Below are 11,313 nucleotides of genomic sequence, written 5' to 3'. Positions count from 1 at the left end.
GGCTTCTTGCTTTCAAGAGGGGGGTAGAGTCGCAACAGACACCATCCGCTGCCAGCGGTGCATCACGAAACCTCCATTCCAGAGCCTTTCCGTTATGCAGGCCAACAGCTATCATCAACGCCCTTTTCGAACGGACTCGATCGATCACCTGTTGTGATCGGCATTACAAGGAGCGTATCCATGCGTATTTCCCTCATTCTCGGCTGTGCCGCCGTCATCCTCGCCAGCACCTCGCTGCAGGCCGCCACCACTGACGCGCAAGCCAAATGCCAAGCGCAGCTGGCCGCCCAGCAGGGCAATCTGGAAACCGGCAAGCTGCTCGGCCAGATGCTAGGCAACGAAAAACTCAGCAATGTGCTGAATCAGGTCGAAGACGGCTGCGCTCAGTTGGACGCCGACGGCCTGGCAGCCAACGCAGCTGGCGACGACGCTGGAGCAGTGAATGAGAAGGTCCAGGCTGTCACCCAAGCCAAGGATGCGGTTCTCGGTCTGGGCAAGATGTTCGGCAAGTAAGCCCCCCGACGCGCTAATGAAAACGCCCGCAGATGCGGGCGTTTTCATTGCGGGCTAGTTCTTCAACCGATAGCCGGTCTTGAATATCCACCACACCGCCAGCAGACAGGCGCCGAGGAAACCAAGAATCATCGCCAGGCTGACACCGACGCTGATGTCCGAGACGCCGTAGAAGCTCCAGCGAAAACCGCTGATCAGATACACCACCGGATTGAACAGGGTGACCTTCTGCCACAGCGGCGGCAGCATCTCGATGGAATAGAAACTGCCGCCGAGAAAGGCCAGCGGCGTGACGATCAGCGCCGGAACGATCTGCAGCTTCTCCCAGCCATCGGCCCAGATGCCGATGATAAAGCCGAACAGGCAGAAGGTGACCGCAGTCAGCACCAGGAACAGCGCCATCATCAGCGGGTGCTGGATTTCGTAATCGACGAACAGCCGTGCGGTGACAAGGATGATCACGCCGAGCACCAGCGACTTGGTCGCCGCCGCACCGACATAGCCGATGACGATCTCGACATAGGACACCGGCGCCGACAGCACCTCGTAGATGGTTCCGGAATAGCGCGGCATGTAAATGCCGAACGAGGCGTTGGAGATGCTCTCGGTGAGCAGCGCCATCATGATCAGGCCGGGGATGATGAACGCGCCGTAGGGGATGCCGTGCATCGCCTCCATGCGCGCGCCGATGGCCGAGCCGAAGACCACGAAGTACAGCGAGGTGGAGATCACCGGGGTAGCGATGCTCTGCAGCAGGGTGCGCCAGGTGCGCGCCAGTTCGAACAGGTAGATCGCGCGGATCGCGTAGAAATTCATGCGGGCTTTTCCTCAGCGACCGTGAACCAGATTGACGAAGATTTCTTCCAGCGAGCTCTGGCTCGACTGCAGATCCTTGAAGTCGATGCCGTGGGCCGCCAGGCGCCGGAGCAGCTCGGCGATGCCAGTGTCCTCATGCTGGGCGTCGAAGGTGAACACCAGCTGGTTGCCGGCATCGGTGAGCTCCAGCGGATAGCTGGCCAGTTCCGCGGGAATCTCGGCCAGCGGTCGCTGCAGATGCAGGGTCAGCTGCTTCTTGCCAAGCTTGTGCATCAGCACGTCCTTGTCCTCGACCAGAATGATCTCGCCGCGGCTGATCACCCCGATGCGGTCGGCCATTTCCTCGGCTTCTTCGATGTAGTGGGTAGTGAGGATGATGGTCACGCCACGCTCGCGCAGGCCGCGGACCATTTCCCACATGTCACGACGCAGCTCGACGTCGACGCCGGCGGTGGGCTCGTCGAGGAACAGGATCGACGGCTCGTGGGACAGCGCCTTGGCGATCATCACGCGGCGCTTCATGCCGCCGGAAAGCTCGAGGATGCGGGCATTGCGCTTGTCCCACAGCGACAAATCGCGCAACAGATTCTCCAGGAACGAATCGTCCGGCGCCTTGCCAAACAGGCCGCGCGAAAAACGCACCGTCGCCCAGACGCTTTCGAAGCCCTCGTTGAACAGCTCCTGCGGCACCAGGCCGATCTTCGAGCGGGCGGCGCGGTAGTCCTGAACGATGTCGTGGCCGTCGACCAGCACTCGCCCGCCGCCGGGGTTGACGATGCCGCAAATGATGCTGATCAACGTGGTCTTGCCGGCGCCGTTGGGTCCGAGCAGAGCGAATATCTCGCCCTTGTGGATCTCGAGGTCAATGCGCTTGAGCGCCGGGTGGCCGGAAGCGTAGGTCTTGGTGAGCTGCTCGATGGCGATCACTGGTTGCACGGGCTCGTCTCTTCGAGGAATCAGGGGCGGAATTGTAGAGAAAAACGTAACGCAGGGCGCCCGCCGCCTCCCAGTCACGATTCGTAGTGACCGTGATCATGGCGGCGTCGCGGCACTGCATACATGCTTGGAAGCGCTGGCACACGGGTCGCCAGCAAGGAGGCTTTCCCGAAATGAGACAGATAAAACTCACCTACGTCGCGCTGTTCGTCGGACTGACGCTGCTCTGGTTGCTGGTGGACGACTTCATCATGGCTCGCTACCAGTTCTGGCCGCTGCGCAAGGTACTGGTGCACTACAGCGGCGTGCTCGGCATCGTTGCGATGAGCGTGGCGATGGTGCTGGCGGCACGGCCACGGCGCTTCGAACGCTTCTTCGACGGCCTGGACAAGACCTATCGACTGCACAAGTGGCTTGGTATCAGCGCCCTGGTGATCGCCATCTTCCACTGGGGCTGGGGGCAGATACCGAAATGGCTGGTCGGCTTCGGCTGGCTAGAAAAGCCGGCGCGACGTGCCGGTGAGGGCCAGATGCATGAGGGCGTCTTTGCCCTGCTGCAGCGCTTTCGCGGCCTCGCCGAGACGATCGGCGAATGGGCCTTCTACGCGGCGGCGATTCTGATCGTACTGGCGCTGGTCAAAAGCTTCCCCTACCGCTGGTTCTTCAAGACGCACCGCTGGCTGGCGCTGGTCTATCTGGCTCTGGTGGCGCACTCGGTGGTGCTGACCCCGCCCGACTACTGGACCTCGACGCTGGGCCTGGTCCTCGCCGTGCTGATGGCTTCGGGTTCCGTCGCGGCCTGCATTTCGTTGTTGCGCCGCATCGGGCGCAAGCATCAGGTGGTCGGTCGCATAGAAAGCTTGACCCATCACCGCGAAAACCGCGTGCTGCGCGTCGATATCAAGCTCGACGGTCCCTGGCCGGGGCACAAGGCCGGGCAGTTCGCCTTCGTCACCTTCGACGACAAGGAAGGGCCGCACCCCTTCAGCCTGTCCTCAGCCTGGTGCAACGACGGCAAGCTGGCCTTCTCCATCAAGGGCCTTGGTGACTACACCCGCACCCTGCCGGACACCCTGAAGGTGGGCGATGCGGTGAAGGTCGAAGGGCCTTATGGCTGCTTCGACTTCCATAGCCGCAAGCCTCGGCAGATCTGGGTGGCCGGCGGCATCGGCATTGCGCCCTTCATTGGCCGCCTGCAGGCGCTCGCCGCGAGCGGCAAGGGCGACAACGTCGATCTGTTCTACTGCACCAGCGCGCCGGACCAGAGTTTCATCGAGCGTATCCGCGAGCTGGCCGCACGCGCCCGGGTGCGCCTGCACGTACTGGTAGCCAGCGAGGGCGGGCGCCTGACGCCCGAGCGCCTTCGCCAGTTGGCGCCGCAATGGCAGGACAGCGACGTCTGGTTCTGCGGCCCGGCGGGCTTCGGCGAGGATCTGAACAAGGACTTGCAACGCCACGGCCTGCCACCAAGAGACTTCCACCAGGAATTGTTCAATATGCGCTGACGCACGGTCGCGCCGCGTCGAGCCGGCGACAATGAGCTGGCCTTCAACGAGGGAGGCCAGACCAACTCATCAGAGCAAGGATGCTCGCCATGCAACGCCTGATCGCACTGTTATTGTGCCTTTTCTCGCCGCTTTGCCTCGCCGTCTGCCCCTGGAACGATGCGCGAGCGCAACAGGAAATCACCAGCCTCCAACGACAGCTGCAACACTGGGACGAGGCCTATCACCGCCGTGGCCTGTCGCTGGTGGATGACGAGATCTACGACCAGAGCCGGGCGCGCCTGCACGACTGGCAGCGTTGTTTCCCGAGCACCCTCGCGACTCCGAACCCATTGGCCGGGACCGACGGCCCGGTACGGCATCCGGTAATGCAGACCGGGCTGGCCAAGCTCGCCGACGAGCAGGCGGTCGCGGACTGGATCGCGCGTCGCGAAGATATTTGGATTCAACCGAAGGTGGACGGCGTGGCAATCACCCTGGTCTATCGTGGCGGCCTGCTGCAGCAGGCCATCAGCCGCGGCGATGGTCACAGCGGACAGGACTGGACAGCCCACGCCCGGCAGCTGCCGGCGGTTCCGTCCCGTCTTGCAGCGCCTGGCGAGGTGATACTGCAGGGCGAACTCTACTGGCGTCTGGAGCAGCATGTGCAGGCGGAGCGTGGCAGCGCTGGCGCGCGCGGCCGTGTTGCCGGCGCCATGGCCAGCAACCGGCTGGACACCGATACGGCGGCGCAGATCGGCCTTTTCGTCTGGGACTGGCCGAACGGGCCGGAGCAGATGACCCTCCGTCTGCAGCGGCTGGCCGCCATGGGGTTCAGCGACAGTCAGCGGTTCAGTCTGCCGCTACAGGGTCCCGCGCAAGCGCAGCATTGGCGCGAACAGTGGTATCGGCAACCGCTGCCGTTCGCCACCGACGGCGTGGTGTTGCGGCAAGGCACGCGCCCGCCTGCCGAGCGCTGGCAGGCAGAGCCGCACTGGGCGGCGGCCTGGAAACATCCGCTGCGCAAGGGGGTGACCGAGGTCCGCGCCGTGGAGTTTCGCATCGGTCGCACCGGGCGCATCACGCCCATGCTGCAGCTGGCACCGGTACATCTCGATGATCGCCGTATCCGTACGCTCAGCCTCGGCTCGCTGGAGCGCTGGCGCGAACTGGATGTGCGCCCCCGCGACCAGGTCGCAATTGCGCTCGCCGGGCATAGCATCCCGCAACTGGACTCGATGGTCTGGCGCAGCACCGAACGGGCAGAGGTCGCGGCACCAGACCCATCGCAGTATCACGCGCACAGCTGCTGGCAGCCAGCACCGGGCTGTGAGCAGCAGTTCATCGCCCGTATGGTCTGGCTGAGCGGCAAGCAGGGGCTTGGCCTTCCCGGGGTAGGCCAAGGCAGTTGGCAGGCCCTGCTGGACGCCGGACTGCTGCCCGATCTGCTCGCCTGGCTGGAGCTGGACGCGGCGACGTTGCAACAGGTCCCTGGCATCGGCAAGGCGCGCGCCAGCAAGCTGGTCGCGAGCTTCGCTCTCGCCCGACAGAAGCCAGCGGGCCGATGGCTCAAGGCGCTCGGCATGCCGGTCAACCTGCCGCTCACACTGCAGCCCGACTGGGACGTACTGGCGGCACGCAGCGTGGCGCAATGGCAGGCGGAACCGGGGGTTGGCAAGGCACGCGCGGAACAGCTGCATACCTTCTTTCATGCACCGGAGCTGCAGCTGCTGCGTCACAGGCTGCGCGCTGTCGGTATTTCGGGGTTCTGAAGGGACTTTCCCCCGAATGTCGCGGTCGATAGGTGCTGGATAACAATTATGGAGGCGAGGCATGTCTTTGCGACATTGGCCGATTGCCCTGCTGATCGGCGCTACCGCCATCAGCCCGTTGGCTAGCGCGGCCCCCAACGCCGATAGCCAGTGCCACGACCAGCGCCAGGCCTTGCGCGAACAGCTGCAGCAGGCGCGCCTGCAGGGTGACAAGCTGCGCCAGACGCAACTCGACAGCGAACTGCAGGGCCTGACCGAGCAGTGCCAGGGCGTGATTGCCCTGCACCCGCATCAAGTCGAATACGATCACACCAATCGCCAGGTTGAGCGGCGCGAGACGCTGCTACGCGAGGCTCTGGGCACCGGTGATGCCCAGCTGATCGAGCTGCGCCGCAATCAGCTGGCCAAGTCGCGGGAAAAGCTCGAATCGCTGCGCCGTCAGTAGGCGCGGAACTCCTTGTGGCAGGCTTCACAGGCATCCTCGACCCGCTGGAACGCCGGCGCCACGCTTTGTGCAGTAACCGGGGCGGAGGTCGTCACGCTCACCAGCGCGGCCGTGGTCGCTTCCAGTTCGCGGGCCATCTCCTTGAATCGCTCCTGACGCTGCCAGACGTCGTCACGCGCATCGCTCTGCTCTTCCTTCACATCGGGATAATGCTGCCAAGGCTGCCGCGAGAGTTCGTCCAGCTTGGCCGCACCTGCACTGAAGCCTTCGCCGTTGAACGGGATGCGCCCTCGCAGCATGCCGCCAAGGTCTTCCTTGGTATCGAGCATCGCCTGGTAGATCGCCTTGCGCTTGCCCAATGGGGAATTGGGGTCGACCCGGTCGCAGCCCGTCAGCGCCAGGACAGCAATCAGGGGCAAGCTCAGCAGACTCAGCTTCATGGCTCAACCACTCGTCGATGCAAAGCGCGGGATTATCCCCGTCCATGCGCGGTTGAACAAATCAGTCGGGTTTTGACTTCGTCAGCAAAGATTGCTCGGCAGGCTATTGGGCCCAGCTGCCGCCAGCGCTTTCGCAATCGATCTTGGCCTGGGCCCGATCAGTGGCGTGATAGTGATAGGTGACGATCGTCGCATCGCCGCCCACCTGGCTGGGCAAGGTACCGTTCTTCGCCTGGGAGCCGGTGGCACGCTCGTTAGCCAGCGTCTCCGCCGTCATCGGCGCGGTGCAGACACCGAAATGGCCGTCGGGACAACTGTCGCGGAGCTCGCGGCGCGAATTTCTCACGGCCTCATTGTCCTGGCAAACCCAGTCGATGGCGTCGTCCTTGTCCACGCCGTGGAATTCGAAACACTGCTCGGTCACCACTGGCGCTGGAACCGCGCCGGAGGTTTCGCTGTGCACGTAGCAGGATTTGGCGGCGGCAGGCAGGCTGAAGGCGCCGACAAGCAACACGGGCGCTAAGCGAAGCATGGGGTTCATGGCGGTCTCCTGAAACGGTTTCGCCCGGCAAGGGTCACCGAACCTGTAGTTTTCGACCCCCTCACGCGCACGGTAGTTCGCGCCACGCTGGGTTGGGATTGCCGCGCGGCGCAGCTATAATCGCCGGGCTTTTCCCCGGTCGACTCCGCTTCGACCGTGCCCGCCACCCGTCCGAGGGGCGCTGCAGCAGGATGAAACCTGTCAGGCTCGGATGGGGCGTTTCCAGAACGCATCAACGGCGCCCATTCGCATCTATACGAATGGAGAACTCTTCGATGAGTGCTGTCATGACGCCTGCCGATTTTACCGACTTCAAGGTCGCCGATATTTCCCTGGCTGCCTGGGGCCGCCGCGAAATCATCATCGCCGAATCCGAAATGCCCGCGCTGATGGGCCTTCGCAAGAAATACGCCGCCGAGCAGCCGCTCAAGGGCGCGAAGATCCTCGGCTGCATCCACATGACCATCCAGACCGCCGTGCTGATCGAAACGCTGATCGCCCTTGGTGCCGAAGTGCGCTGGTCATCCTGCAACATCTTCTCCACCCAGGACCAGGCCGCCGCCGCCATCGCCGCCGCCGGCATCCCGGTGTTCGCCTGGAAGGGCGAGACCGAAGAAGAATACGAGTGGTGCATCGAGCAGACCATCCTCAAGGACGGTCAGCCGTGGGACGCCAACATGGTGCTGGACGACGGCGGTGACCTGACCCAGATCCTGCACGACAAGTATCCGCAGGTGCTCGAGCGCGTCCACGGCGTGACCGAGGAAACCACCACCGGCGTGCATCGCCTGCTCGACATGCTCAAGGGCGGCACGCTGAAGATCCCGGCGATCAACGTCAACGACTCTGTAACCAAGAGCAAGAACGACAACAAGTACGGCTGCCGTCACAGCCTCAACGATGCCATCAAGCGCGCCACCGACCACCTGCTCTCCGGCAAGCAGGCGCTGGTCGTCGGTTACGGCGACGTCGGCAAGGGCTCGGCACAATCGCTGCGTCAGGAAGGCATGATCGTCAAGGTCTCCGAGGTCGATCCGATCTGCGCCATGCAGGCCTGCATGGATGGCTTCGAGCTGGTCTCCCCCTACAAGGACGGCATCAACGACGGCACCGAAGCCAGCGTCGACGCGGCCCTGCTGGGCAAGATCGACCTGATCGTCACCACCACCGGTAACGTCAACGTCTGCGACGCCGGCATGCTCAAGGCACTGAAGAAGCGCGCCGTGGTGTGCAACATCGGCCACTTCGACAACGAGATCGACACCGCCTTCATGCGCGCCAACTGGGGCTGGGAAGAGGTCAAGCCGCAGGTGCACAAGATCCACCGCACCGGCAAGACCGTCGACCCGACCAACGACGACTACCTGATCCTCTTGGCCGAAGGCCGCCTGGTGAACCTGGGCAACGCCACCGGCCACCCGAGCCGGATCATGGACGGCTCGTTTGCCAACCAGGTGCTGGCGCAGATCCATCTCTACAACGAGAAGTTCGCCGATCTGCCAGTGGCCGAGAAGAGCAAGAACGTCACCGTCATGGTGCTGCCGAAGAAGCTCGACGAGGAAGTGGCGCTGGAAATGGTCAAGGGCTTCGGTGGCGTGGTCACCCAGCTGACCACCAAGCAGGCGGAATACATCGGTGTGACCGTCGAAGGCCCGTTCAAGCCGGACAGCTACCGCTACTAAGCAGGTCATGCTGCTGGCGACGAACTGTGCCCTGCATTCGTCGCCAGCAGCCTGCAGCCCAAGGAATAACCGAATGACCGCTTTGAACCGCCCATCCATCAGCTTCGAATTCTTTCCCACCAAGACCGAAGCCGGGCACGAAAAACTGCTGAACGTGGCCCGCCAGCTGGCCGGCTACCAACCCGATTTCTTCTCCTGCACTTACGGTGCCGGTGGCTCGACCCGTGACCGCACGCTCAACACCGTGCTGCAGCTCGACGGCGAGGTGAAGGTGCCGACCGCACCGCACCTGTCCTGCGTCGGCGACAGCAAGGCCGAGCTGCGCGAACTGCTGAACCTCTACAAGGATGCCGGTATCAAGCGCATCGTCGCCCTTCGCGGCGACCTGCCCTCCGGCATGGGCATGGCCAGCGGCGAGCTGCGCTACGCCAACGAACTGGTCGAGTTCATCCGCAGCGAAACCGGCGATCACTTCCATATCGAGATTGCCGCCTACCCGGAAATGCATCCGCAGGCGCGCAACTTCGAAGACGACCTGACCAACTTCGTGCGCAAGGCCAGGGCCGGCGCCGACAGTGCCATCACCCAGTACTTCTTCAATGCCGACTGCTACTTCTACTTCGTCGAGCGCGTGCGCAAACTCGGAGTGGAAACCCCGGTGGTGCCCGGCATCATGCCGATCACCAACTACAGCAAGCTGGCACGCTTCTCAGATGCCTGCGGTGCGGAGATTCCGCGTTGGGTGCGCAAGCAGCTCGAAAGCTATGGCGACGACATGCAGAGCATCCAGGCCTTCGGCGAGCAGGTCATCACCGAGATGTGCGAGAAGCTGCTGGCCGGCGGTGCGCCCGGCCTGCACTTCTATACGCTGAACCAGGCCGAGCCGAGCCTGGCGATCTGGAACAACCTCGGGCTGTCACGCTGAGCACCAACCGGCTCCGTAGAAATACGGAGCTGGCTAATGAACCCGTGACCTGCGACACTGTCAGAGCAATGCGGCGTTAACAGGCTCTGTTATACTCCGCGCTTCCGCCAGGCTTACGCCCGGATGCCGCCATATATGACCCGCGGCAGGACCGGACGGGATCGCACGCCAGTCGCGATTCGAGCCAGGCATGATCATCCCAGGGCCTCGCCCCTAACAAGACAGGATTACTCATGTCCTTTGCTTCCCTCGGTCTCTCCGAGGCTTTGGCCGGTGCCGTCGAGGCCGCCGGTTACACCCAGCCTACTCCCGTGCAACAGCGGGCCATTCCCGCCGTGTTGCAAGGCCGCGACCTGATGGTCGCCGCCCAGACCGGAACCGGTAAGACAGGCGGTTTCGCCCTGCCGGTACTCGAACTGCTGTTTCCGGGTGGTCACCCGGATCGTGAACACCGCTACGGCCCGAAACAGCCGCGCGTGCTGGTGCTGACACCGACCCGCGAGCTCGCCGCCCAGGTTCACGACAGTTTCAAGATCTACGCCCGCGATCTCCCCCTGAAGAGCACCTGCATCTTCGGTGGCGTCGGCATGAACCCGCAGATCCAGGCGGTTGCCAAGGGTCTTGACGTGCTGGTCGCCTGCCCAGGTCGCCTGCTCGACCTGGCCAACCAGAAAGCCATCGACCTGTCGCACGTGGAAATTCTCGTCCTCGACGAAGCCGACCGCATGCTCGACATGGGCTTCATCCATGACGTCAAGAAGGTCCTCGCCAAGCTGCCGGCCAAGCGCCAGAACCTGCTGTTCTCGGCGACCTTCTCCAAGGACATCACCGACCTCGCCGGCAAGCTGCTGCACAACCCCGAGCGCATCGAGGTCACGCCGCCGAACACTACCGTCGAGCGTATCGAGCAGCGAATGTTCCGCGTGGCTGCCAGCCACAAGCGCGCTCTGCTCGCGCACCTGATCACCCAGGGTGCCTGGGAGCAGGTGTTGGTCTTCACCCGGACCAAGCACGGCGCCAACCGTCTGGCCGAGTATCTGGAAAAGCACGGCCTGCCGGCTGCCGCGATTCACGGCAACAAGAGCCAGAACGCCCGCACCAAGGCTCTGGCCGACTTCAAGGCCAACCAGGTACGCATCCTGGTGGCGACCGACATCGCGGCCCGCGGCCTGGACATCGACCAGCTGCCGCATGTGGTGAACTTCGAACTGCCCAACGTCGAGGAAGACTACGTCCACCGCATCGGCCGTACCGGCCGTGCCGGGCGCAGCGGCGAGGCCATCTCGCTGGTCGCGCCGGACGAGGAGAAACTGCTCAAGGGCATCGAGCGCCTGACCAAGCAGCGCATCCCTGAAGGCGATCTGATGGGCTTCGATGCCAGCGCCATCGAGGCGGAGAAGCCGGAGGTGCGCGAACCGCGCCAGCCGCGTCCGCAGCGTGGCGAACGCAAGGCTCGCGCTGAGCGCGAAAAGCCGGCAGAGAAAGGCACCGAGCAGAAGGAACGCAACCGCCGCAGCCAGAGCAAGGCGCGCAAGCCTGCTCGCGATGGAGCCGCCAGTGAAGCGCAAACCGCTGCTCGACCTCCGCAGCTGCCGCCAAACCGTGCTCCGGACGAGTTTCTCGATGACGAAGTGGACAACTTCGGCAATCGTGTCGACTACGTCAGCCCGTATCAGAACAAGCAGAACCGCGGCCGGCGCCCTGGTGCTCCGGCTCCGGCTCCGGCTGGTGCCGCGCCACGTGCCGCCGGAGCCGCACG

The 11,313-nt window shown here is 63.8% G+C and carries 11 protein-coding genes and 1 riboswitch; of the genes, 7 read left to right on the top strand and 4 right to left on the bottom strand.

Going from position 1 to position 11,313, the window contains the following annotated elements:
- Positions 1-180: 180 nt before the first annotated feature.
- Positions 181-513, top strand: a complete 333-nt coding sequence (locus LO50_RS20685; protein WP_014818774.1) for a hypothetical protein — start codon at positions 181-183, stop codon at positions 511-513.
- 54 nt (positions 514-567) lie between these two features.
- Here LO50_RS20685 and LO50_RS20680 read toward each other — a convergent pair whose 3' ends face one another.
- Both LO50_RS20680 and LO50_RS20675 read right to left on the bottom strand, forming a co-directional pair.
- The gene (locus LO50_RS20680; RefSeq protein ID WP_014818773.1) at positions 568-1,329 is read right to left on the bottom strand and encodes an ABC transporter permease; all 762 of its coding nucleotides are present in this window, start codon (positions 1,327-1,329) and stop codon (positions 568-570) included.
- 12 nt (positions 1,330-1,341) lie between these two features.
- Complete coding sequence (locus LO50_RS20675) at positions 1,342-2,265, bottom strand: ABC transporter ATP-binding protein (RefSeq protein ID WP_044316215.1); 924 nt, start codon at positions 2,263-2,265, stop codon at positions 1,342-1,344.
- 173 nt (positions 2,266-2,438) lie between these two features.
- Between LO50_RS20675 and LO50_RS20670 the strand changes: the two genes are divergently transcribed.
- The 3 genes from LO50_RS20670 to LO50_RS20660 all read left to right on the top strand — a co-directional run bounded on the left by LO50_RS20670 (position 2,439) and on the right by LO50_RS20660 (position 5,966).
- Positions 2,439-3,770, top strand: a complete 1,332-nt coding sequence (locus LO50_RS20670) for a ferredoxin reductase family protein (protein WP_044316214.1) — start codon at positions 2,439-2,441, stop codon at positions 3,768-3,770.
- Positions 3,771-3,859: 89 nt separating this feature from the next.
- Positions 3,860-5,521, top strand: coding sequence for an NAD-dependent DNA ligase LigB (gene ligB, locus LO50_RS20665; RefSeq protein ID WP_044316213.1), 1,662 nt, complete (start codon positions 3,860-3,862; stop codon positions 5,519-5,521).
- Between the two features lie 61 nt (positions 5,522-5,582).
- Positions 5,583-5,966 (top strand): DUF1090 domain-containing protein, encoded by a 384-nt coding sequence (locus tag LO50_RS20660; protein ID WP_044316212.1) that lies wholly within the window; start codon positions 5,583-5,585, stop codon positions 5,964-5,966.
- Here the strand turns inward: LO50_RS20660 and LO50_RS20655 are convergent.
- Both LO50_RS20655 and LO50_RS20650 read right to left on the bottom strand, forming a co-directional pair.
- Positions 5,960-6,406 (bottom strand): c-type cytochrome, encoded by a 447-nt coding sequence (locus LO50_RS20655; protein WP_044316211.1) that lies wholly within the window; start codon positions 6,404-6,406, stop codon positions 5,960-5,962. The two genes, LO50_RS20660 and LO50_RS20655, sit on opposite strands and share 7 nt — an antisense overlap.
- A 103-nt stretch (positions 6,407-6,509) precedes the next feature.
- Positions 6,510-6,947: a hypothetical protein gene (locus tag LO50_RS20650; protein WP_044316210.1), complete on the bottom strand. Its 438-nt coding sequence runs from the start codon at positions 6,945-6,947 to the stop codon at positions 6,510-6,512.
- A 167-nt stretch (positions 6,948-7,114) separates the two neighbouring features.
- A riboswitch (S-adenosyl-L-homocysteine riboswitch) is annotated at positions 7,115-7,198 on the top strand.
- 24 nt (positions 7,199-7,222) lie between these two features.
- On the opposite strand from LO50_RS20650, the gene ahcY reads away from it, so the two are divergent.
- The 3 genes from ahcY to rhlE2 all read left to right on the top strand — a co-directional run.
- On the top strand, positions 7,223-8,629 hold the full coding sequence (ahcY, locus tag LO50_RS20645; RefSeq protein ID WP_044316209.1) for an adenosylhomocysteinase: 1,407 nt from the start codon (positions 7,223-7,225) through the stop codon (positions 8,627-8,629).
- A gap of 73 nt (positions 8,630-8,702) precedes the next feature.
- Complete coding sequence (metF, locus tag LO50_RS20640; RefSeq protein WP_014818765.1) at positions 8,703-9,554, top strand: methylenetetrahydrofolate reductase [NAD(P)H]; 852 nt, start codon at positions 8,703-8,705, stop codon at positions 9,552-9,554.
- Between the two features lie 233 nt (positions 9,555-9,787).
- Positions 9,788-11,313, top strand: a 1,526-nt coding sequence (gene rhlE2 / locus LO50_RS20635; RefSeq protein WP_044316208.1) for an RNA helicase RhlE2, incomplete at its 3' end; no start/stop codon positions are given.

This window comes from Stutzerimonas stutzeri, from assembly GCF_000935215.1.
Classification (GTDB): Bacteria; Pseudomonadota; Gammaproteobacteria; order Pseudomonadales; family Pseudomonadaceae; genus Stutzerimonas.
Note: the sequence above shows the minus strand (reverse complement) of the source record. Positions and strands in the feature narration are given on the sequence as shown.

Coding starts and splice junctions, on each gene's coding strand:
- metF (WP_014818765.1), top strand. CDS start 8,703: ATGACCGCTTTGAACCGCCCATCCATCAGCTTCGAATTCTTTCCCACC.
- ahcY (WP_044316209.1), top strand. CDS start 7,223: ATGAGTGCTGTCATGACGCCTGCCGATTTTACCGACTTCAAGGTCGCC.
- LO50_RS20660 (WP_044316212.1), top strand. CDS start 5,583: ATGTCTTTGCGACATTGGCCGATTGCCCTGCTGATCGGCGCTACCGCC.
- LO50_RS20680 (WP_014818773.1), bottom strand. CDS start 1,329: ATGAATTTCTACGCGATCCGCGCGATCTACCTGTTCGAACTGGCGCGC.
- LO50_RS20685 (WP_014818774.1), top strand. CDS start 181: ATGCGTATTTCCCTCATTCTCGGCTGTGCCGCCGTCATCCTCGCCAGC.
- LO50_RS20650 (WP_044316210.1), bottom strand. CDS start 6,947: ATGAACCCCATGCTTCGCTTAGCGCCCGTGTTGCTTGTCGGCGCCTTC.
- LO50_RS20655 (WP_044316211.1), bottom strand. CDS start 6,406: ATGAAGCTGAGTCTGCTGAGCTTGCCCCTGATTGCTGTCCTGGCGCTG.
- ligB (WP_044316213.1), top strand. CDS start 3,860: ATGCAACGCCTGATCGCACTGTTATTGTGCCTTTTCTCGCCGCTTTGC.
- LO50_RS20670 (WP_044316214.1), top strand. CDS start 2,439: ATGAGACAGATAAAACTCACCTACGTCGCGCTGTTCGTCGGACTGACG.